At 70.2% G+C, this 20,322-nt stretch carries 19 protein-coding genes; 12 read left to right on the top strand and 7 right to left on the bottom strand.

The window, feature by feature from the left end:
* The first annotated feature begins 6 nt into the window (after nt 1-6).
* The 10 genes from narJ (at nt 7) to MT490_RS11240 (ending at nt 8,980) form a co-directional block, all read left to right on the top strand.
* Entirely contained in the window at nt 7-705 is a 699-nt protein-coding gene (gene narJ, locus MT490_RS11285) for a nitrate reductase molybdenum cofactor assembly chaperone (RefSeq protein WP_297387377.1), read from the top strand.
* On the top strand, nt 702-1,499 hold the full coding sequence (gene narI, locus MT490_RS11280) for a respiratory nitrate reductase subunit gamma (protein WP_297387374.1): 798 nt from the start codon (nt 702-704) through the stop codon (nt 1,497-1,499). Before narJ ends, narI begins: the two co-directional genes overlap by 4 nt.
* Nucleotides 1,496-2,404 carry a peptidylprolyl isomerase gene (locus MT490_RS11275; RefSeq protein WP_297387369.1) on the top strand — a complete coding sequence of 303 codons (909 nt, stop codon included), beginning with the start codon at nt 1,496-1,498 and terminating at the stop codon, nt 2,402-2,404. The genes narI and MT490_RS11275 overlap by 4 nt, the downstream gene beginning before the upstream one ends.
* Nucleotides 2,404-2,715: a hypothetical protein gene (locus tag MT490_RS11270; RefSeq protein WP_297387366.1), complete on the top strand. Its 312-nt coding sequence runs from the start codon at nt 2,404-2,406 to the stop codon at nt 2,713-2,715. The genes MT490_RS11275 and MT490_RS11270 overlap by 1 nt, the downstream gene beginning before the upstream one ends.
* Nucleotides 2,712-2,921, top strand: a complete 210-nt coding sequence (locus tag MT490_RS11265) for a hypothetical protein (protein ID WP_297387363.1) — start codon at nt 2,712-2,714, stop codon at nt 2,919-2,921. Before MT490_RS11270 ends, MT490_RS11265 begins: the two co-directional genes overlap by 4 nt.
* A 109-nt stretch (nt 2,922-3,030) precedes the next feature.
* Nucleotides 3,031-3,441, top strand: a complete 411-nt coding sequence (locus tag MT490_RS11260; RefSeq protein WP_297387360.1) for a GntR family transcriptional regulator — start codon at nt 3,031-3,033, stop codon at nt 3,439-3,441.
* The gene (locus MT490_RS11255) at nt 3,438-4,352 is read left to right on the top strand and encodes an ABC transporter ATP-binding protein (RefSeq protein ID WP_297387358.1); all 915 of its coding nucleotides are present in this window, start codon (nt 3,438-3,440) and stop codon (nt 4,350-4,352) included. The genes MT490_RS11260 and MT490_RS11255 overlap by 4 nt, the downstream gene beginning before the upstream one ends.
* Nucleotides 4,353-4,363: 11 nt before the next feature.
* Complete coding sequence (locus MT490_RS11250; protein WP_297387355.1) at nt 4,364-6,139, top strand: hypothetical protein; 1,776 nt, start codon at nt 4,364-4,366, stop codon at nt 6,137-6,139.
* A gap of 12 nt (nt 6,140-6,151) precedes the next feature.
* On the top strand, nt 6,152-8,140 hold the full coding sequence (locus MT490_RS11245) for a prolyl oligopeptidase family serine peptidase (protein ID WP_297387353.1): 1,989 nt from the start codon (nt 6,152-6,154) through the stop codon (nt 8,138-8,140).
* A 78-nt stretch (nt 8,141-8,218) separates the two neighbouring features.
* On the top strand, nt 8,219-8,980 hold the full coding sequence (locus MT490_RS11240) for a hypothetical protein (RefSeq protein ID WP_297387350.1): 762 nt from the start codon (nt 8,219-8,221) through the stop codon (nt 8,978-8,980).
* Nucleotides 8,981-8,989: 9 nt separating this feature from the next.
* On the opposite strand, the gene MT490_RS11235 is transcribed toward MT490_RS11240, so the two are convergent.
* The 6 genes from MT490_RS11235 to MT490_RS11210 all read right to left on the bottom strand — a co-directional run bounded on the left by MT490_RS11235 (nt 8,990) and on the right by MT490_RS11210 (nt 15,233).
* The gene (locus tag MT490_RS11235) at nt 8,990-9,982 is read right to left on the bottom strand and encodes a FecR domain-containing protein (protein WP_297387348.1); all 993 of its coding nucleotides are present in this window, start codon (nt 9,980-9,982) and stop codon (nt 8,990-8,992) included.
* Nucleotides 9,979-10,494 carry an RNA polymerase sigma factor gene (locus MT490_RS11230; RefSeq protein WP_297387346.1) on the bottom strand — a complete coding sequence of 172 codons (516 nt, stop codon included), beginning with the start codon at nt 10,492-10,494 and terminating at the stop codon, nt 9,979-9,981. Before MT490_RS11230 ends, MT490_RS11235 begins: the two co-directional genes overlap by 4 nt.
* Before the next feature lie 132 nt (nt 10,495-10,626).
* Nucleotides 10,627-11,901: an HlyD family efflux transporter periplasmic adaptor subunit gene (locus tag MT490_RS11225; protein WP_297387343.1), complete on the bottom strand. Its 1,275-nt coding sequence runs from the start codon at nt 11,899-11,901 to the stop codon at nt 10,627-10,629.
* Complete coding sequence (locus MT490_RS11220; protein WP_297387341.1) at nt 11,898-13,367, bottom strand: TolC family protein; 1,470 nt, start codon at nt 13,365-13,367, stop codon at nt 11,898-11,900. Before MT490_RS11220 ends, MT490_RS11225 begins: the two co-directional genes overlap by 4 nt.
* The gene (locus MT490_RS11215; protein ID WP_297387338.1) at nt 13,357-14,556 is read right to left on the bottom strand and encodes an ABC transporter permease; all 1,200 of its coding nucleotides are present in this window, start codon (nt 14,554-14,556) and stop codon (nt 13,357-13,359) included. The genes MT490_RS11220 and MT490_RS11215 overlap by 11 nt, the downstream gene beginning before the upstream one ends.
* Entirely contained in the window at nt 14,550-15,233 is a 684-nt protein-coding gene (locus MT490_RS11210) for an ABC transporter ATP-binding protein (protein WP_297387336.1), read from the bottom strand. The genes MT490_RS11215 and MT490_RS11210 overlap by 7 nt, the downstream gene beginning before the upstream one ends.
* Nucleotides 15,234-15,507: 274 nt before the next feature.
* Here MT490_RS11210 and MT490_RS11205 point away from each other — a divergent pair, with 274 nt between their 5' ends.
* The gene (locus MT490_RS11205; RefSeq protein WP_297387335.1) at nt 15,508-18,837 is read left to right on the top strand and encodes a TonB-dependent receptor; all 3,330 of its coding nucleotides are present in this window, start codon (nt 15,508-15,510) and stop codon (nt 18,835-18,837) included.
* 10 nt (nt 18,838-18,847) lie between these two features.
* Entirely contained in the window at nt 18,848-19,309 is a 462-nt protein-coding gene (locus tag MT490_RS11200; protein WP_297387334.1) for a DUF2147 domain-containing protein, read from the top strand.
* Nucleotides 19,310-19,579: 270 nt separating this feature from the next.
* Here the strand turns inward: MT490_RS11200 and MT490_RS11195 are convergent, their stop codons facing one another.
* A complete protein-coding gene (locus tag MT490_RS11195; RefSeq protein ID WP_297387332.1) occupies nt 19,580-20,188 on the bottom strand; it encodes a TetR family transcriptional regulator in 609 nt (202 codons plus the stop codon).
* Nucleotides 20,189-20,322: the final 134 nt, after the last annotated feature.

Genomic DNA, 20,322 nt, shown 5'->3' with positions numbered 1-20,322 from the left:
GCGGAGATGACCCGCACTTTGCGCGCGCTTGCCGCGCTGCTCGGCTATCCTTCGGCCGAGCTCGCGGCGCATGCCGGCGAGATCCGCGCCGCGCTGGTGAGTGAGGGTGCTCTGCCGGCGGCGGCGCTGCGCAGGCTGGAGCCGCTGCTGGCGCAGTTGGAGACCGCGGACCTGCTCGACCTCCAGGCCGCGTATAGCGAGCTGTTCGACCGCTCGCGCTCGCTCTCGCTCCACTTGTTCGAGCATGTCCATGGCGACAATCGCGAGCGCGGCCAGGCGATGATCGATCTCGGCCAGCAATATGCCGATGCCGGCTTCTACCTCGCGGGCAGCGAGCTTCCGGACTTCGTGCCGGTCTTCCTCGAATACGCCTCCTGCCTCCCGGCGGCCGAGGCACGGGCGATGCTGGGCCAGCCCGCGCACGTCTTCGTCGCGCTCGCCGAGCGGCTCGACAAGCGCGAGACGCCTTATGCCGGCGTATTCCACGCGCTCGTCGCGCTCGCGGGCATGCGCGCCGATGCCGAGGCCCTGCAGGAGCTCCAGCAGCGCGAGCCCGACGAGGATCCGGCCAGGATCGACGAGGAATGGGAGGAAGCCCCAGTGTCGTTCAGCGCCGCCGCGGCGCACGAGATGGGCGGGCCCACCGGGGTCGTCGCCAAGATCAGGGCAGCCAACCGTGCCGCAACCAGGGAGGCGGACCGATGAGCGCGTTCATCAATCAGCTGGCGTTCGGCTGGTATCCCTATCTCGCCGTGACCGTGCTGGTCGTCGGTAGCATCCTGCGCTTCGACGCGAGCCAGTATAGCTGGCGGGCCCAATCGAGCCAGTTCCTGCGGCGCAGGCAGATGGTCATCGGATCGAACCTGTTCCACATGGGCGTGCTGGTCCTTCTCGGCGGGCATTTCGTCGGGCTGCTCACGCCGATCAACGTGTTCGACGCTCTGGGCATCAGCCACGGCTTCAAGCAGACCGCCGCGCTCGTCGTGGGCGGGCTGGCGGGCGTCGCCGCATTCGTCGGCTGCTCGCTGCTGCTCCACCGGCGGCTGTTCGATCCGCGCATCCGGCGCAGCTCGTCCTGGGGCGACATCCTCGTGCTGGTGCTGATCTGGTCGCAGCTCGTGCTCGGCATCCTCACCACCTGGTGGACGATGGAGCATCTCGACGGCAGCGAGATGGTGCGCTTCATGAACTGGGCAAACGGCATCCTGACGCTGAACCCCGGCGCGCCCGAGGAGCTCCAGGAAGTGGCCCTGGTCTACAAGCTCCACATCATCCTCGGCCTCACACTGTTCCTGATCACGCCCTTCACCCGGCTGGTCCATATCTGGAGCGCGCCGATCTGGTACCTGCTGCGGCCCGGCTTCCAGATCGTCCGCGCGCGTTCCTCGGCCAAGGGACGCCGCCCCTCGCAGACCAGGGGACCGGCGGGCGTGGCGCCGAGCTACGGCGGAACCACCGTGCTTCGCCAGATGGCCGAGAGCGGACAGGAGGGCGCATGAAACGACCGCTCGACATCCTCAACATCCATGATCCCGAGCAGCGGCCCGCGCCGGCCATGCCCGACGCCTGCGCGAGCGGCGGCTGCGGTGGGGCGGAGCCGATGCTTCCGCCGCCGCCCAGCTTCGGCGAGGTCCGCGTGAACGGCATCGAGATCGCGCCCGAGGCGATCGCGCGCGAGATCCAGCACCATCCCGCCCCCGACGCCGAGACCGCCTGGATCGGCGCCGCGCGTGCCCTGGCGGTGCGCGAGCTGTTGCTCCAGGAAGCGCGCCGGCTCGGCCTGGAGGCAGAACCGGAGGTCGACGAGGCCGGGCGCCGCGAGGACGAGGAGGACGCGCTGGTGCGCCACCTGCTCGACGAGGCGGTGGAGCCTGCCGAGGCCGGCGAGGCCGAGTGTCGCCGCTTCTACGCGGGCAACGAGGAGCGCTTCCGCACGCCCGATCTGTTCGAGGCCGCGCACATATTGATCGAGCCCGAAGGCGAGGATGCCGCCGCATGGGCGGCGGCCGAGGCGCGCGCCCGCGCCATCGCGGCCGAGCTTGGCGACGATCCCGCCGCCTTCGCCCAGGCGGCGCGCGCATTCTCCGGCTGCGCTTCGGCCCGGCAGGACGGATCGCTGGGCCAGATCCGCCGCGGCGAGCTCATGCCCTCGGTCCAGGCTGGGCTCGAGGCGCTGGCGGACGGCGCCACGGGCCGAGAGCCGGTGCGCTCGCGCTTCGGCTGGCACGTCCTGCGGCTCCAGCGCCGCATCGCCGGGCATGTCCTCCCTTTCGAGATGGTGCGCGGCAAGATCGCCGACATGCTGGAGGCGCGGAGCTGGTCGGTCGCCGCCGCGCGCTACGTGGCGGGGCTGGCGGCGCGCAACAACATCGAAGGCGTCCGGATCGTGGGAGGCGACGGCTGATGGTCATGCTCGGCGATCTTCTGGCGGCGGCGCGCGACCATGCCGAGCAGCTCCATCGCTGGTTGCAGGCCTGCGATCCCGATTTCGCCGAGGAAATCGCCGCCGCGGCGGCGCGCGACGGGCAGAGCCCGACGGGCTATGTGCGCGCCGCCGTCGCCGATTTCGCGCGGCACGCCGGCGAGGAGGATTGGGCGACGCTCGTCTCGAACCTGCGCGAAAGCCAGGATCCGGGCACTATTTGCCTGCTGGCGATGGTCCATTGGCGCATGACCTTGCCGGTCTGCGCGCATCATGTCGGGAGCGGCCGATGAGCGACGACGATCGGGACGTGCCGGCCGACGCGCCCCTGAACCCGGCGCTCAAGCGCACCACCGAGACCGTGTACGATACCGAGCGAACCACGCCTGCTCCCGTAGAAACCGCCTCCGCCAAGGAGGGCGAGGGGGAAGGCTGGCCGATCGTCTGGCTGGTCGTCGTCGTCGCGTGCGTGGCGATCTCGCTATATCTCCTGTTCTGACGCGCCCCTGATCGCACCGCTCGACCGATGCGTCCGGGAAGGGCGAACGATCGGCACTTGACCGATGGCCGTCCAACTGTACTATGTGTCATAGTTCAGTGGAGGTTCGATGAGTCGCACAGTGCCCCTTGCCATTGCGATCGCCACCGGGGATTCCCGGTCGATCGCGCACCAGATCGTCGATGCGATCCGGCGCCAGGTCTCGACCGGCGATCTTTCGGTCGGCGACAAGCTGCCGAGCGTGCGCGGGCTTGCGCAGCAGCTCGGCGTCAATCCGAACACGGTGAGCAAATCCTATGCCCAGCTCACCGCCGAGGGCTGGCTCGAATCGCGCGCCGGCCTCGGGCTGTTCGTCGCGGTCCGCCGCGACCAATTGAGCGCCGCCGAGCGCGAGCGGCGCCTGGGCGAGGCGGTCGACCGCTTCGTCGGCGAAGTGATCGCCATCCGCTATCCGGCGGACGAAGCGGTCGCGGCCGTGGCCGACGCGCTCGACGCGCTGACCCTGGCCAAGTCGGCATGACCGCGATGCCCGATCTCGCCATCGAAACGCGCGGGCTGACCCGCCTCCACGGCCGCAAGCACGCGCTCGACAATCTCGATCTCGCGCTGCCGCGCGGCGGTATCCACGCGATCGTCGGCGCCAATGGCGCGGGCAAGTCGACGCTGTTCCGCATCCTGCTCGGCTTCCTTTCGCCCAGCAGCGGCGAAGCGTTCGTGCTGGGGCGGCCCTCGGCCGCGCTCACGCCGGAGGACCGCCGCCGGGTCGGCTTCGTCAACGAAGAGCATAGCCTGCCCGGCTGGGCGACCGTCTCGGCGGTGCTCGAGATGCAGCGGCGGCTCTATGCCGATCGCTGGGACGCGCGCGCCTTCGATACGGTCATCGCCAGCTTCGACCTTTTGCCCAGCCAACGCATCGGCCAATTGTCGCGCGGCGAGCGCGCGGGGTTCAACCTCGCGCTCGCGCTCGGCCAGGCACCGGAGCTGCTGATCCTCGACGAACCCACGCTCGGGCTCGACGTGGTCGCGCGCCGGCGGTTGCTCGACGCGCTGATCGAGGGGGCGAGCGCGGACGACCGCACGGTCATCTATTGCTCGCACCAGATCGAGGAGGTCGAGCGGCTCGCCGACACGTTGGTGGTGCTCGAGCGCGGCAGCTTGCGCAATTTCTCCGCGCCGGACGATTTCTGCGAGCGGATCAGCCAGTGGGTCGCCAACGTGCCGTTCAAGGGCCCGGCGCCCGATGCAATGCCGGGGCTGCTCCAGCATCGGAAGATCGACGGTGTCCATCACTATACGATGCTCGACGCCGAACCCGGCTTCGCCGATTTCCTGCGCGGCCATGGCGCGACTTCCGTCCAGACCATGCCCGTCCCGCTCGACCGCGCGGTCGACGCCTTCTTGACGCGTAATCACGCCGGCCCAGCGGCCTGAAGGGATCCAGAATGTTCGAACTCTACAAGGCCGAATGCCGGCGGTTCCGCTGGTGGGCGCTCGGCGCCGGCGCGTTGCATGCCGGCACGTTGCTGTTCTTCGACCGGGTGGTCGATCCGCTGCAGCAGCCGGCGATGATCTATGAGCTGGTCGCCGCCATCTATGCCGGGGCGGGGGTCCTGCTCGGGCTCTTCCAGGCGGGCAGCTATGCGCGGATCAACCAGTGGATCGCTTTGCTCCACCGGCCGCTCTCGCCGCGCCACGTGCTCGTCGCGGTCGCCGGCGGAAGCGCGACGATGCTCGCGGCGGCCGTGCTGGTCCCGATCGCGCTGCTGCTCGTCGGCCACGACCTGATCGGCAGCCGCTTCGTCGACACGCGGCACTGGCTGCTCGGGTTCTCGGGCCTGCTGATCGCGCTGACCGGCCTGATGGGCGGTATCTATGCGGCGCTCAGCCCGCGGCGCTATGGCTGGCTGGTGCTGATCCCGGCGCTGCTGCCCACGGTGAGCATGGCCGTCGGCTGGGCCGCGGTCGCGGTGCAGGCGGGAGTCCTCGTCCTGCTCGCGCTGCTGGTGGCGAGCGTCTTCAAGCCGGATCTCGCCGAGCCGCCGCGCACCGTCGCGGGGCTTGGCGGCACTGCGATCGCGGCGGCGATGGGGGCGTATCTGCTGCTCGTCGTCGCCGGGGACCTCGTCTTCCAGACCCTGTGGATCGCCACCGGCACCCATCCGCTCAACGGCATGCCGCCCCGCGGCGGCGTGACCGAGGCGACCCGTGCCGACGGCGCGGTGCTGATGGAGGCCGGGCTGGCGGGCCGGCAGGACGACCAGGCACGCATCTGGCGCGAGCAGGTTCGCCTGTCCGAAGTGTTCGGAGTGACGCCGACGATCAAATGGCTTCCGGTGCGCGGCGAGCTGACCAATGCCGCGCCGATGGAGTTCGACGACGAGCGCCGCGGCGCGCGCTGGACCTTCAGCCACGACGACATGCGCTTCCACGGCGTCCGCCTGAGCGACGGTGCCGCGCTCGGTACGCTGGGGGTCGACGGCGGGTTCGAGGCGCCGCCGCTGCCGATCGACGGCGGCCGCCTGATCGCCGGGGGCAGTCTGTTCGCCTTCGACACGGACGACGGCGCGATCCACCGCCGCATCCGCCTGCCCGCGGGCGAGACGATCGTCGCGCCGCCGTCGATGGTCGGCACCACGCTCGCCGTGACGAGCAACCGCGCGCTGCGCCTCTACGACGCGCGCGTGCTCGACGGGAACGCGGGGAGCGACGCCCCGCTCGCCACGGTGCCGCTGCCCGCGCCGGTGGGTGGGCTGATGCGCCTCGACCTGATCGAGCTGCTCGACGGCTATCTGGTCTCGTTCACTTATGCGCGGGGCGGCGTCGACGGGCCCGCCAACGCCTGGCAGCAGGTCGTCCAGGTGAAGGGCGTGGGCCCGGGCCAGCTTGTCTCAGGGCGACCGCTGACGCCCGACTTCCCCTTCGTCACGCGCTTCGCACCTTATTGGATCTCGCCGGCACTGAATGTCGCGCGCGACCTGGCCGAGAATGCCGGGGGCGGCGCGGTGCCGATGGCTGAGCGCGAGCCGGTGAGGATACCCCTCTCGATCTGGATCGCCGCCGGGCTGCTCGCCTTGCTCTCGGCTGCCGGCGCGGCATTGCTGGCGAGGCGACGACAACTCGGCCTTCGTCCCGGTGCCGCCTGGACGCTCGCCACGCTCGCGCTCGGCCCGCCGATGCTGCTCGCCTTCTGGCTGATCCGGCCGACCCGCACCGCCTGACAGGAGTTCGCAATGACCGTCCGTTTCCGCCGGCTCGGCACTGCCGCAGCGGCCCTCCTGACGCTCGCCTGCGCCACACCGGCCCTCGCCGATCCACTGGCGACGATGCTCGCCGCCGAGCGGGCGCGTCCGGTCGCGCCCCGCTTTCCGCGCGATGCCTTCGTCTCCGAGCCGCTGGTCACCTCGGTCACCATCGCTCCCGACGGCTCGGGCGTGGCGTTCCTCCGCATCACGGGTAACCAGTACAGCCTGTGGCTCCAGCCCAGCGCGGCTGGCGCCCCCGCGCGCCGGCTCCTCCAGCGCACCGATGCGCGCGAGATCGCCTGGAGCCGGGATTCGCGCTGGCTGGTGCTGATCGCGCCGGACAAGGTGCAGATGCTCTCGCCCGCTGGGGATCCCGGCTCGGGCATCGCCGCGAGCCTGGGCGGGCCGACCGAATTGCAGCTGCTCGATCTCGATCCGTGGAAGCCCGGCGCGCTGCTGGTCGAGCATGCCGGCGCGCGATGGCGGCTCTGGCATGCCGGGCCCGGCGGGGCGCGGCGGCTGGTCGCTTCCAGCGCGCGCGAGATCGTCGACGTCGCGATCGGGCGCGACGGGCAGGCCGCGTTCGTCAAGCTGGTCGACGGCGAGCGGCACGTCATCGTCGCGCGCTCCGCAAAGGGCGGCTTCCATACCGTCACGGCCTGCGTCGAGATGGAGCGATGCGACCTGCTCGGCGTCACGCCGGACGGCACGGGCGCCTATGTGTCGGGCGACCTGCTGGGCGGGCGCCGCGCGATCCTGCGGCTCGACGCCGATGGGAAGCGGACGCTGATCCATGCCGATCCGGCAGACGAGGTCGATGTGGACGGGATCGTGTTCGATCGCGCGAGCGGCGCGCCGCAGATCGCCAGCTATCGCGGCACCCGGCCCGCGCGGTACGGGCTCATGCCCGGAACCGCCGCCGTCCTCGCACGGCTGTCGCTGGCGCCCGACGCGATGGTCGAGACCTCCAGCGCTTCCTGGCTGGTCCGCGAGCGCGACGCGCGGCTGCAGGGCAATCGCTGGCACCTGCTCGATCCGGCGAGCGGCGCCATGCGCCTCCTGCTCGACGACCGCTCGAAAAGGCTCCCGCCGGATGCCCTTGCCCGGGTGGTCGCCTTCAGCTGGCCGGCTTCGGACGGCATGGCGATCCATGGGCTGCTGAGCGTGCCGCCGGGCCGGGATCCGGCGCGCGTGCCCCTGGTCACGATCGTCCATGGTGGCCCCTGGTCGCACGACGACACCGACTACAGTGCCCTCACCCAGCTGCTGGTCAATCGCGGCTATGCGGTGTTCCGCCCGCAGTTCCGCGGATCGACCGGCTATGGCCGCGCCTATATGTTCGCGGCGCAGGGCGATTATGGCGACGGCCGCGTCCAGCGCGACATCGAGGAGGGGACCCGCTACCTGCTCGCGCGCGGCATCGGCGATTCCGAGCGCAGCGCGATCATGGGCGCCTCGTTCGGCGGCTATTCGACGCTCCAGGCGCTGTCCAACGGGTCGCGGCTGTACCGCGCCGGCATCGCCATCGTTCCGCCGGCCGATTTCGGCTGGACTTCGCGCTGGGCGGCGATGCGCGGCGACCTGGGCAAGACCCAGGGCATGACGCTCGACCGCAGCCTGCGCCTGCTCGCGCTGGCTCCCGACGACGCGGCGATCGCAGGGCGCCTGTATCGGCAATCGCCGCTCGCGCGCGTCGCGGCGATGCGGACGCCTTTGCTGCTGATCGCCGCGGGCCGGGACGAGCGCGTGCCGATCCGCAGCGTCGTCGACTATGCCGCGCGCCTGCGGGTGCTCGGCGCGCCCGCCGAGATCGTCGTCGCCCGCAACCAGCCGCATTCGCCTTCGGATCCGATGGCGATCCGCGCCTATCTGTTCCTCGCCGAGGCCATGTTCCAGCGGCATCTGGGCGGCAGCACTCCCGCCGCGCCGTCGAACGACCTGCGCGAGTGGATGGCGAAGAGCCTGGCGCGGCGATGAGGCGGGATTGTACGCGAATGGCGCCTTGATCGGTCCTGTCCGCATGACCTAATCCCGAGCCTCCAACCCGGAGCGCCCATGTCCGTCAGCTTCCTCTTCGCAATGATGCTGGCCCAATCGGCGGCCGCCACCGCGAATCCCGCGGGCGACCGGCTGGTGCCCCTCACGGGCAAGGACGGGCAATATTGCACGGCCGATGCGCGCTGGTGCGTCTCGCTCGACGGGTTGCCCGACGGCGACGAGCAGGTCCTGCCGATCGTACGCGCCGGCGCGGCGGCCGAGCCGATACCCGAGCCGCCCGCGAGGACCTTTTCGAACGAGACGCAGGCCGTCTGGCCGAACCTGATCCTCCTGAAGGACGGGGGTTTTCTGGCGGGCGTCGAAACCCGCGTGAGCACCGCTTATTCCGGCGGCGGCGGCAGCGCCACCGAGCTGCGCCTGTTCCGCGTCGCATCCGATGGGCAGGCCGTCGCGGTGCCCGTGCTGAACGTGCCGGTGGCAGGCTCGCTGCTGATCCGCGCCTGTTTCGGCGAAAGCGACATGGCAAAGCGCCGGGGCGCCTGTCACGACGAATACAGCTTCTCGGCCAGCCTCGGGCTGGCGCGCGAGGCCGTGTCCGGCCTCCCGGTCCTCGCTTATGTCACGAACGCGAAGCGCTTTCCGCGAGGCGTATCGCGTCTCGAGGACTCCACCACGAAGGCGCGCTTGAGGAAGTCCGATCTCGTGTTCGAGCGCGACCCGGAATGCAGCTTCTCCCGGCGGTTCCGCTTCGATGCCGGAACGGGCGCCTATCGGCCGGATTCGGCGCTGCCGGACTGTTCGGCTTATACGGTGCCCTGACCGTTCCGCTTATTCCGCTTCGACCAGGATGCGGTCGGGTGTGACTTCGACGATGTGCGCGAAGCCGTTGAGCTCGATCGCCTGGGCGAGCGCCATCGTGTCGCCTGCGCGGAACACGCCCAGGATGCGTTCGTCGGGGGTGCGGCCGTCGCGGAAGGCGAGCTTCTGGCGCGCATAGCGGTTCATCTCGTCCACCGCCGCGGCGAGCGGCTCGTCGACGAAGGACAGCCGGCCGGTCAGCCAGGTCGTCGATTGCTCGGGGTCGATCTGGCGGATCGACCAGTCGTTGTGCGGCAACGTGACGAGGCGGGTACCCGCGCTGATCCGCGCCGCGTTCGCGGCTGCGCGCTGCGGGTTCCGCTCGGTGACCTCCACCGTGCCCTCGACGACGGTGACGATCACTTCGCCCTTGTCGACCCGCACTTCGAAAGCGGTGCCCACGGCGCGGACGCGCTTGTCGCCGGCGGAGACGATGAAGGGGCGGTTGGGATCCTTGCTCACCTTGAAATAGGCGCGCCCGCGGCGGAGCGTCACGTTGCGCGCCTTCTGGTCCATGCTGACCGCGATCTCGCTGTCGGTGTCGAGCGACACGCTGGAGGTGTCGGACAGGGTCAGGCGCTTGCGCTGGCCGACCGCGGTGGAGACGCTGGGCGCCGGTGCGGCGGCGATCTGCTCCGTGCGATCGCCGCTGCTGCCGAGCCAGGCGAGCGAGGCGATGCCGGTCAGGCCGAGCGCCAACGCGGCGGCGATCGGCGCGAAGCGGCGCCGCGGCGGGGCGGGCTGGAAGCGCACCAGATCGTCCTCGATCGCCGCGCGGATGCGCGGATCATCGGCAACCGCGCCGGTGAGCGCCCAGAGCCGCTCCATCTCGAGCATGGCCTCTTCGTCGAGCGCGGTCTCGGTCTCGTCGGGCAGGTCCTCCACATGCGCATTGCGGTCGAGCAGGCGGCTGGCGGCGCGCATGCGGCGATGGTCCAGGCGGGAGCGCAGCAGCCGGATCATGCGCCGCTATCCAGTCGTTCGACCAGCCGCACCAGCGCGCGGTGGATCAGCTCCTTCACCGACTCGTGCGATATGCCCATGCGGACGGCGATCTGCTGATAGGTCATCTTCTCGAACCGGTGGAACTGGAACGCGGCGCGCGCCCGCGGCGGCAGCTGGAGGATCGCCTCGACGGTGCGCTCATATTCGTCGACACCGATGACGATCCGCTCGGGCGACAGCGAATCGACCGGATCGGAGGCCTCGGTAAGCGGCTCGTGCGCGCCTGCCAGCCGCGCCTTGTGGTAGCGGTATCGCGAGATCAGGATATTGCGCGCAACGGTGAAGATGAAGCGGTCGACATTCTCGACCGGCGTCTCGCGGCGCATCGCGTGGAGCCGGAGGAAGACTTCCTGGACCAGATCGTCGGCTTCGACCTCGCTGACGCGGCGGGCGAAATAGCTGCGCAACGCCGGCCCATGCTGGCGCACCCATTGGGCCAGCTCGGGCTGGGCGCGGGAGACGTCGCTCATCGCGCCCCCCGCATGCATTGATGTGGTGCGCGACCACATGGCTTCCTCCACCCCTGTTCGCCCCAGACGCACGTCGCCTGTGTGAGACAGACGCGCGAGCGGGGCGGGCGGGGGGATCGGAACCGTGCGATGTCAGTCGGCTCCCTGCTGTGGCGGCGCGGGGTCGGTCCAGACCACGGTCTCGCCGGGGCGGAGCCCGGAGCGGATCTCGACCCCCGCCGGCGTGACGCGGCCGACCGCGACCTGCCGCTCGGTGACGCCTCCGGCTGCGCGCACCTTGACCCGGGCGAGCGGGGCGCTGCCCAGCAACGCCTCGGGCGGGACGACGATCGCGGCGGGCGCCTGATAGGTGATCACGGCGACCGCGGCGCTCATGCCGATGCGGACGCGCGCGGCCTGGTCGGCGGGAAGCGGATCGAGCCGGGCGCTGGCGGTGAAGCGAGTCGGGCCGGTGGCGGCCTCGGTCGGCGCCGCGATCGCGCTGACCTTGCCGTTGAGCGCGAGGCCCGCGAACCCTGCACCGGTGACGATCACCGGCTGGCCGACCGCGAGGGCGTTCACATCGGCCTCGTCGACCTCGAAGCGGACCGACAGCCCGCCGTCGCGCGCGATCGTGCCGATCAGCTGTCCGCGGGTGACGCGCGTGCCGGGATGGAGCGGCCCCTCGGCCAGCCGCGCGCCCGATAGCGGCGGTGCGACGAGCACGCCCGATGCCGGCGCGCGGATCGCCGCCTGGCCCATCGCCGCTTCGGAGCGGCGCAGCCCCGCGCGGGCATTTTCGAGCTCGAGCCCCGCGATCCGCGCCGCGGCGGGTCCTCCCTGCGCAAGCGTGTCGGCCAGCTCGTCATTGGCCGCGGCTGCGCTCATCCGCTGCGCCGCCAGCTGCTGCTCGACGCCGTCATGCTCGTTGCGCGCGATGAGGCCCTTGTCGAGCAGCCGGCGGCTCTCGCGCGCCTCGCGTTCGAGCCGGGCGAGCTCGAGCGCGGCGAGGCGGACGCGGCGGCGGGCGGCGGCGACCTGGGGCCCGTGCGACCAATTGGCGATGTCGTCGGCGGGCTGGTGCGCCTTGAGATAGGCGGCCTCGGCCTGGTTGCGCGTGGCCGCGATCTCCTGCGTGTCGAGCACGAGCAGCGTGTCGCCCGCGGCGACGCGCGCGCCGTACGCGAAGTCGACGCTCTGCACCGCCCCGTCGAACGGCGCGGTGATGCTCACCGCCTCGCCGGGCGCGATCTTGCCGGCAAAGGCGAGCGTGGCGGTGAAGGGCTGGCGCGCGACGATCAGGCTGTGCTCGGCAGGGGCCGCGGCCCTGTCGGCGCGGGCGCTGGTCCACCACCAGCCGAGCGCGGCGAGGAGCAGCATCGCGAGCCCGGCCCAGAGCAGGCCGCGTCGGGGGACCGCCCGGATCATTCGCCGCTCCATTCGACGTTCCAGCTTTCGAGCGTGGCGCCGATCTGGAGATCGAACGAGGTCAGCGCGTCCAGATAGGCGATGATCGCGGCGAGCTCCTGGATCTCGGCGGCGCGCAGCGCGTCCTGCAACGACAGCACTTCGAAATTGCTCGAGCGGCCGGCGGCGAGCTTGTCGCGCCCGATCTCGACCGCGCGCGCCGAGAGCGTCTTGAAACGCCGCGCGGCCTCGACCTGGAACCACGCCGCCTCGACGCGCTGCGCGGCGTCGCGGACCTGGCTCTCGACCGCCTGGTCGAGCGCTTCGAGGCGCAGTTCGGCGGTGCGCAGGCTGGTGTCCGCCTCGACCACCGCGAGCTTGGGCGCGGGGTCGCCGAGCGGGATCGCCAGCTGCAGGCCGACGCGATTGTCGGTGGCCGAGGGCAGCGGGCCGAGCAGCGGATCGCGCCCGGCATTGCGCGTTGCGGTGGCGACCACCGAGAGGTCCCAGAGACGCTGGTTGCGGGCGATGCGCAGCCCTTCGCGCGCCTGCTCGACCGCGCGCTGCTGGGCGAGCAGGTCCATGCGGCCGGCGCGGGCGATCGCGATGGCGCGCTGGGTGTCCACGGGCACCTGTTCAGCGGCGATCGGATCGGCGGCGACGATGTTGGTGGCGGGATCGAGCGCGAGCTGCTGGAGCAAGGCGAGTTGGGTCGAATTGCGCTGCTGGCGCACCTGGAGGAGCGCGACCTGCTGGTTGGCCTGGTCGGCCTCGCTCTGGACGATGTCGGCCGCCGCCATCCGCCCGGCGTCGATCAGCGCGCGGTTGGTGGCGATCAGCTCGCCGGTGCGTGCCAGCGCGAGCTCGGCGAGGCGCACCTGCTCCTGCGCCTGCTGGAGCGCGCGATAGGCGAAGACGATCCGGCTGATCCCCTCGGCCAGCGTGTTGCGGAGCGCGAGCCGCTCGATCGAATCCTGGAGCCGGGCGATCCTGAGCGGCGCGCGATTCACCGCGAAGCCGCCGCCGCGCAGCAGCGGCTGCGTGACCGCGAGCGTCGCGACGTTGCTGTCGCCGCGGCCGTCGAGCCGCTGGCGGCGATCCCAGACGAAGCCGATCTGCGCGCCGCTGGGGAGCAGCAGGCTGCCGACGCCGCTCAGGCTGGCCTGGTGCGTGACCGTCCCGGCGAGATCCTCGCGATAGACGTCGGCGAGGAGATCGAGCCGTGGGGCGAAGCGGCGTTCGGCGGCGCGCAGGCGGAAACGCTGCGCGGCGCGATCGAGAAAGGCTGCGCGGATGTCGCGATTGTCGCGCACACCGATCGCGACGGCCTCGACGAGGCTCACCGCGACCGGACGGTCGAGCTGGGAGGGGCGGACGCCCGAAGGGGAGGGTACGCCCGCGACTGGCGAGACCGCTCGCGCCTGGGCGAGCGCGGGATGCGGTGCGCACAGCAGCGCGCAGGCGAGGAACGCCGCTTCAATCCGCACGCAGCGCCTCGATCGGGTTGAGCCGTGAGGCGGTGATCGCGGGGTAGAGACCGAAGACCAGCCCCATGCCGCTTGCTACCGCCGGGCCGAGCGCGAGCGTCCAGGGGGCGAGGTCGAAGTCCCAGCCCGAGCTGCGCGCGATGGCCCAGGCGATCGCGGCGCCCAGCGCCGAACCGATCGCGCCGCCCGCGATCGTGAGCAGCACCGCCTCGACGAGGAACAGCAGCCGGATGTCGGTGGGGGTGGCGCCGGTGGCGGCGCGCAGGCCGATCTCGCGCTGGCGCTCCATCACGCTCATCAGCATGACGTTCATCACGCCGATCCCGCCGACGAGCAGCGATACCGCGCCGATCCCGATCAGCATGCGCGAATGCACTGCCTTCTGCTCCTGCATCGTCCGCAGGATCGACTGGGCGTCGAGCACGGTGAGCTTGGCATCGGGCGTGGCGAGGCGCGCGGTGATCCGCTCGCTCGCGGCCTGGGTGTCGGCGCCGGGGCGCAGCCGGACGAGCAGGCCGGTGGGGCCGCCGCCGGGGATGATCCGCTGCGCGCAGCCGAGCGGGATCAGCGCGCCCATATTATAGTCGATCGGGTCGAGCGTCTCCGGCGTCACCGGCGCCAGCACGCCGATGACCGTATAGCCATAGCCGCCGATCAGCACCTTGCTGCCGGGCTCGATCGCCGCGGCAGGGCCCGAAAGCGCGCGCGCGGCGCCATCGCCGAGCACGGCCGAGAGCGCGCACTCCTCGACGCTGCTCGCATGTCGTCCGGCGGCGAGACGCAGATTGGCGAGCGTCGCGAGCGTCGGGGGCGCGGCGAGGGTGGCGATGTCCGCGGTCTTGCCGCCGGCGCGTGCGGGCGCGCGTCCGCCGGCGAGCGGAATAGCTTCGATCACGTCGGGATCGAGGCGCGGAAGCGCGTCGATCGCCGCCCGCGAGAGGATCGCCGGGCGATCGCCCGCGGGCGCCGCCTGGATCTGGAGCATGTCGACGCCGAGCTTGGCGAACAGCTTCAGCGACTCGCGCTGCGCCATATGGGCGCCGTTGAGCATCGCGATGATCGAGGCGGTGCCGATCATGATGCCGAGCAATGCGAGCGCGGAGCGGCGGCCCTGCGCGCGCAGATTGCTCCGTGCCTCGGCGAGCGTGTCGCCGAGCCTGCCCTGGAGATCGGGCAGCGCGATCAGCACGTGCCCGCGCCGCCGGTAAGGATGCGCCCGTCGCGCACCGCGATCTGACGCGGACAGGCGGCGGCGAGGTCGCGGTCATGGGTGACCATAACGATCGTCACGCCGAGCTCGTCGTTGAGCCCGGCGAGCAGCGCCATCACGTCCTGCGCGGTATTGCTGTCGAGGCTGCCGGTGGGCTCGTCGGCGAGCAGCAGCCGCGGCGCGCCGACCAGGGCGCGGGCGATGGCGACGCGCTGGCTCTGTCCGCCCGAGAGCTGGCCGGGGAGATGGCCGGTGCGATCGGCGAGGCCGACGCGCGCTAGCATCGCCTCGGCCGCTTCGCGCTGCGCGCCGCGCGGGACGCCGCGATATTGCAGCGGCAGCGCGACATTCTGCCAGGCGGTGAGGCGCGGCAGCAGCTGGAAGGACTGGAAGACGAAGCCGATCAGCCGGTTGCGCAGCCGCGCGCTCTCATGCGCCGAGCAGCCGGCCACCGATTCCCCGTCGATCGAAAGCGTGCCGCTGCTCGGTTGGTCGAGCAGGCCGATCAGGTTGAGCAAGGTGCTCTTGCCCGAGCCCGACGGGCCGACCAATGCGCAGAACTCGCCGCTGCCGACCGACAGCGTGACATTCTCGAGCACGGCTATCGCACGATCAGGCGCGGCATAGTATTTGGAGACGCCTTCAAGCCTGAGCACATCGACCTCCGCCCGGCCGGAACAGGAATGATCGTCCGATTCTTGTCAATAGCGGCCCATTTCGCCGCGATTCCGCCGAACACGCCAAGTTGTGCGGCGCGGCGTGATGCCGGTTGTTGCAGTTGCGAATGCCGGACAAGCTCGCCTGCTGACATTGGTGTAGATATTTTTTTACCGATCCCCCCGGCCTCGCCCTGTCCGCGTCGTAGTTCTAGACTGCGGCGCGCCGCGGCGGATGACAGAGGCCAAAGCCTCGTTGAGGGAGGGGACATTCATGCGTGCCATCGCGCCGAAGCTGCGTCATATTCTGCTCATCGGAGTGGCCAATCTGGGGTTGGTCGCGCCCGTGACGGCAGCGCAGGCGGCGCCACGGGAGACGAGCTTCAAGATCGAGGCGCAGCCGCTCGCCACTGCGCTGCGCGATCTGGCGATGCAGAGCGGCGTTTCGATCCTCGCGGATTCGGCGCTGACCCAGGGCAAGATGGCGCCGCGCTATGCCGCGACCAGCGGCGTCGAGGTCGCGCTGGAGGCGCTGCTGCGCGGATCGGGGTTGACCTATCGCCAGCGCGGGAACCTGTACGTCATCGTCGCCGCGCGCGCGGCGGCGCTGGGTGATGCCCAGGAACAGGTGGCGGCGCCGGCGCCGGCGCCGGACCAGGACGGCGAGGTCGTCGTCACCGCGCAGAAGATCGAGGAATCGATCCAGGACGTGCCGATCGCGGTCTCGGCCTTTTCCGGCGCCGCGCTCGACAATCTCAAGATCGAGACCGGGGCCGAGTTGCTCCGCGCGATCCCCAACGTCACTTTCTCCAAGAGCAATTTCTCGGGCTACAATTTCTCGATCCGCGGCGTCGGAACCAAGGCGGTCTCGGCGAGCACCGATCCCGCGGTGGCGGTGAGCTTCAACAATACGCCGCTGATCCGCAACCGGCTGTTCGAGCAGGAGTTCCTCGACATCCAGCGCGTCGAGGTGCTGCGCGGGCCGCAGGGCACGCTCTACGGCCGCAACGCGACCGCGGGCGTCGTCAACGTGCTGCCGATGCTGCCCTCGAACCGCTTCAACGCCGAGATCGAGGCGGAGATCGGCAATTACGAGACGCGCCGGGTGAGCGGGATGGTCAATCTGCCGCTCACCCCGACGCTCGCGGTGCGCGCGGCCGGCGCCTACACCAAGCGCGACGGCTTCGAATATAACAGCTTCAACGACACGCGGGTGAACGGCCGCGACCTGTGGACGGCGCGCGTCTCGGCATTGTGGGAGCCCACGGCCGGCTTTCGCGCGAGCTTCATCTGGCAGCATTTCGAGGAGGACGACAATCGCTCGCGCAGCGGCAAGCAATTGTGCACGCGCGATCCCGGCCCGACCCAGATCGGCAGCACCCCCGTGCCCGACGCCCTGCGCGCCCGCTTCAGCCAGGGCTGCCAGTCGCGGACCCTGTTCGCCGACGACGCGTACGGCGTCCCCAATGCCGAGAGCTTCCCGCACGTCTTCCTCGCCAGCAATATCGGCATCGGCAACACCGCGGACTTCACGCCCGTCTTCGTGGTGCCGCAGCTGACCGATCCCTATGAGGGCGTCACGCAATCGCGGAACCTGCGCGAGATCTCGACGAGCTACGACCCGGTCTTTCGCGCGAAGAACGATTTCTACCAGCTCAACCTCGACGTCGAATTGGGCGACGGGCTGCAGCTGATCTCGCAGACCGCCTATGCGCGCGACCGCTATTATTCGACGCAGGATTACAGCCGGTTCGCCTCGAACCCGATCTTCGCCGATTCGACCGCGCCTGGGCTGTTCGGCCCGCTGGATTTTCCGGTGGTGGCGCCCAACCTGACGCCGGGCGGGGTCTTCACCGATCCGCAGCTCGGTCCGTCGGACCGCTTCCTCTCGGTCGATCTGAGCAAGTCGCGCAACGAGCAATGGACGCAGGAGCTGCGGCTCCAGTCCGCATGGGACGGCCCGCTCAACATCAATATCGGCGGCAACTACCTGAAGTTCGACTCGAAGGACGATTATTATGTGTTCAGCAACCTGTTCACGCTGAGCGCGCAATATTTCTACAACCTCGATGCGCAGATCGATTTCGACAACAGCCGCTACGTGATCGGCACCCTGCCGTGCCAGCCCAGCGGGCCGACCGACGCCACCGCCAACTGCATCTATGTCGATCCCAACCCGCTCGACCAGATCAATGGCGAGGGACACAATTACTTCCGCAGCAAGAACGAGGTCGAGACCGAGAGCTGGGCGCTGTTCGGCGAGCTCTATTTCAAGCTCACCGACCGGCTGAAGCTGACCGGCGGGCTGCGCTATACCAACGACACCAAGACCAGCACGCCCTATCCGAGCCAGCTGCTGCTCGGCATCGGCCCGGTGCTGACCGATTCGACCGGCGGCAAGGTGGCGATCGGCTATCCGCCGCAGCCCGACATCGTGCAGAAATGGCAGCGCTTCAGCGGCCGCGCGGTGATCGACTGGAAGCCGGACCTGGGCTTTTCGGAGGACACCTTGGTCTATGCGTCCTTCGCCCATGGCTATAAGGGCGGCGGCGCCAATCCGCCGCGTGTCGATTTCGATCCCGAGATCGTGCGCTACCAGCCGCTCCCGCAGACCTTCGAGCCCGAATATGTCAACGCGTTCGAGATCGGCACCAAGAACATCTTCGCAGGCGGCAAGGCCGGGCTCAACCTGACCGGCTTCTACTACGATTATACCAACTACCAGGTCTCGCAGATCGTCGACCGGATATCGCTCAACGAGAATTTCGATGCGACGTCGATGGGGCTCGAGGTGGAGGCGTGGTGGCAGCCTTCCCGCAACTTTCGGCTCGACGCCAATCTCGGCTATCTGCGCACCCGCATCGCCGACGGCGAGCAATCGATCGACGTGATGGACCGCACCCAGGGCAATGACGACTGGGTGGTGGTGCGGCCCTGGGTGCAGGTGCCGTCCAACTGCGTCGCGCCGCGCGTCGCGGTCGAGGCGATCCTGAGCTCGCCGCTGTCGCAGGCGCCCGACGGCGGGATCGCGCCCTATGCGTTGGCGGCCCTGTGCAGCGCGTCGAGCCGGCTGGGCGACTATGACCCCAATCTGCCCGAGGGGCAGGTGCCCTATTACATGCTCTACGGCTTCCTCTACGATCCGCTGCTGCCCTATGATCCCGCGCTGAGCCCGATCCAGCCGTTCGGGAGCACCGATCCGCGCAGCGGCGCCCCCAATGGCGGGCGCGGCTTCTATGCCGATCTGGGCGGCAACGAACTGCCCAATTCGCCGCGGCTGACGCTCAACGTGGGCGCGCAGTACAATCTGTTCCTTGACGACTGGAAGCTGACGCTCCGCGGCGACTATTACCGCCAGGGGCCGAGCTATGCGCGCGTCTACAACACGGCCTATGATCGGCTGCGCGGATGGGACAACGCCAATCTCTCGCTCACCGCGGAGAATGCGGCCTGGGGCCTGGTCGCGCAATTCTATGTGAAGAACGTCTTCGACGGCACGCCGATCACCGACGCCTTCACCAATTCGGACGATACCGGCCTGACCACCAACGTGTTCACGCTCGAGCCCCGGATCTTCGGCTTCCGGCTGGCCAAGCGTTTCTGAGGAGGTGAGCATGGGGAGGTCGGACAGGCCGATACCGAAGACGCGCGTCGCGGCGACCGCCGGGCTGATGCTGGCGCTGACCGCCGCGAGCGTTCCTCCGCAAGGGAGCGACAAGACGCTGCTCGGGCGCTGGCATACCGAGCGCGAAGGCGGGGTGGTCGAGATCCATCGCTGCGGGCAGGCGCTGTGCGGCCGGGTGGTCGACGGGACGCGGCTGCGCGCCAACCCCGACCAGCGCGACGTGCGCAACCCGGACAGGACGCAGCGCGACCGCAAGGTGCTGGGCGCGCGCGTGCTGAGCGGCTTCGCGGGCGGGCCGGACAGGTGGAAGGGCGGGCCGCTCTACGATCCGGAGACCGGAAACCGCGCCGGATCGGGAACGCTGACGCTGGTGAACCCCGACACGCTCAAGGTGCAGGGCTGCATCGCCATGTTCCTGTGCAAGACCCAGACCTGGCGGCGCGCGCGCTGAAGCGGGCCGGAATCAATCGGCATTCAGGCGAGCGCGGGTTTTCAATCCTCCCCCGCCAGGGGGAGGTGGCACGCGCAGCGTGACGGAGGGGGCGGAATCACTGCACTCGATTGGAGGGTGCGCTGCTTACCTCCCCCTCCGACGCCTTCGGCGCCACCTCCCCCTGGCGGGGGAGGATAGGAATGTCGACGCGGCCCAGAGCCATGGGCGACTTCCTTCGTGGCTCTGGATCCCGGCTTTCGCCGGGATGACGACGAGAGGTATTCCAACCTAACCGCGCGGCGGCGGGGCGATCAGCAGCGGCAGGAGCTGCGCGACGAGTTCGCGCGTCGCGCTTGCCTCCTGGCCGAGCATGCGGCGCAGATGCGGCCCGATCAGCGCGTCGCCGAATGCGCAGACCGCGATCAGCAGGACGATGTTGCGGATCCGCGATTCGCTGTCCGGGCTGTCCGGCACGCGGGCGCGGACCGCTGCGACGAGGTCGGCGACCGCCTGATCGAGCGAATCGAAATGGTCGAGCTCGCGCGCCAGCACGAGCCATGCGGCGAGCTGCCCGGCGCCTCCCGCGCCGAACGCGTCGAACACGCGGTCGACGAGCCGCGTCGGTGCCTCGGCATCGACATGGAGCGCCCCGACGGCATCGCCGAGCGCGTCGGCGAGGTCGCGGATCATCGCCTCCATCAGCGCGGTATGGAGCCCCGCCGACGAGCCGAAATGGTGGATGACGTTGGGGTGCGACATCGCGATCGCGCGGCCGACATTCGCGAGCGTGACCGCCGCCGGGCCCTGTTCGAGGAGGAGGACGCGCGCCGCGGCGAGCGCTTCTTCGCGCGCCTCGGCCGCGCTGCGCTTGCGCCGCTTGGTCCGCGGGGCGCTCATCAATGGGTCCCGTCCGGGCGCACGGTCAGCCCGAAGTAAAGGGTGCGGAGCCGACTTGCGCCCCGCCCGACCTCTTCTTTCCTGCGATTGATCCGCATCTGCAGGATGTCTCGTCCTCTATTTTGCGCGGCGTC

Source organism: Sphingomonas sp. (assembly GCF_026460985.1).
In the GTDB taxonomy this organism is placed as follows: Bacteria; Pseudomonadota; Alphaproteobacteria; order Sphingomonadales; family Sphingomonadaceae; genus Sphingomonas.
Note: the sequence above shows the minus strand (reverse complement) of the source record. Positions and strands in the feature narration are given on the sequence as shown.

Bases quoted from the DNA above. Each gene is read 5' to 3' on its own strand.
- narJ (WP_297387377.1), top strand. From the start codon at position 7: ATGACCCGCACTTTGCGCGCGCTTGCCGCGCTGCTCGGCTATCCTTCG.
- narI (WP_297387374.1), top strand. From the start codon at position 702: ATGAGCGCGTTCATCAATCAGCTGGCGTTCGGCTGGTATCCCTATCTC.
- MT490_RS11275 (WP_297387369.1), top strand. From the start codon at position 1,496: ATGAAACGACCGCTCGACATCCTCAACATCCATGATCCCGAGCAGCGG.
- MT490_RS11270 (WP_297387366.1), top strand. From the start codon at position 2,404: ATGGTCATGCTCGGCGATCTTCTGGCGGCGGCGCGCGACCATGCCGAG.
- MT490_RS11265 (WP_297387363.1), top strand. From the start codon at position 2,712: ATGAGCGACGACGATCGGGACGTGCCGGCCGACGCGCCCCTGAACCCG.
- MT490_RS11260 (WP_297387360.1), top strand. From the start codon at position 3,031: ATGAGTCGCACAGTGCCCCTTGCCATTGCGATCGCCACCGGGGATTCC.
- MT490_RS11255 (WP_297387358.1), top strand. From the start codon at position 3,438: ATGACCGCGATGCCCGATCTCGCCATCGAAACGCGCGGGCTGACCCGC.
- MT490_RS11250 (WP_297387355.1), top strand. From the start codon at position 4,364: ATGTTCGAACTCTACAAGGCCGAATGCCGGCGGTTCCGCTGGTGGGCG.
- MT490_RS11245 (WP_297387353.1), top strand. From the start codon at position 6,152: ATGACCGTCCGTTTCCGCCGGCTCGGCACTGCCGCAGCGGCCCTCCTG.
- MT490_RS11240 (WP_297387350.1), top strand. From the start codon at position 8,219: ATGTCCGTCAGCTTCCTCTTCGCAATGATGCTGGCCCAATCGGCGGCC.
- MT490_RS11235 (WP_297387348.1), bottom strand. From the start codon at position 9,982: ATGATCCGGCTGCTGCGCTCCCGCCTGGACCATCGCCGCATGCGCGCC.
- MT490_RS11230 (WP_297387346.1), bottom strand. From the start codon at position 10,494: ATGAGCGACGTCTCCCGCGCCCAGCCCGAGCTGGCCCAATGGGTGCGC.
- MT490_RS11225 (WP_297387343.1), bottom strand. From the start codon at position 11,901: ATGATCCGGGCGGTCCCCCGACGCGGCCTGCTCTGGGCCGGGCTCGCG.
- MT490_RS11205 (WP_297387335.1), top strand. From the start codon at position 15,508: ATGCGTGCCATCGCGCCGAAGCTGCGTCATATTCTGCTCATCGGAGTG.
- MT490_RS11200 (WP_297387334.1), top strand. From the start codon at position 18,848: ATGGGGAGGTCGGACAGGCCGATACCGAAGACGCGCGTCGCGGCGACC.
- MT490_RS11195 (WP_297387332.1), bottom strand. From the start codon at position 20,188: ATGAGCGCCCCGCGGACCAAGCGGCGCAAGCGCAGCGCGGCCGAGGCG.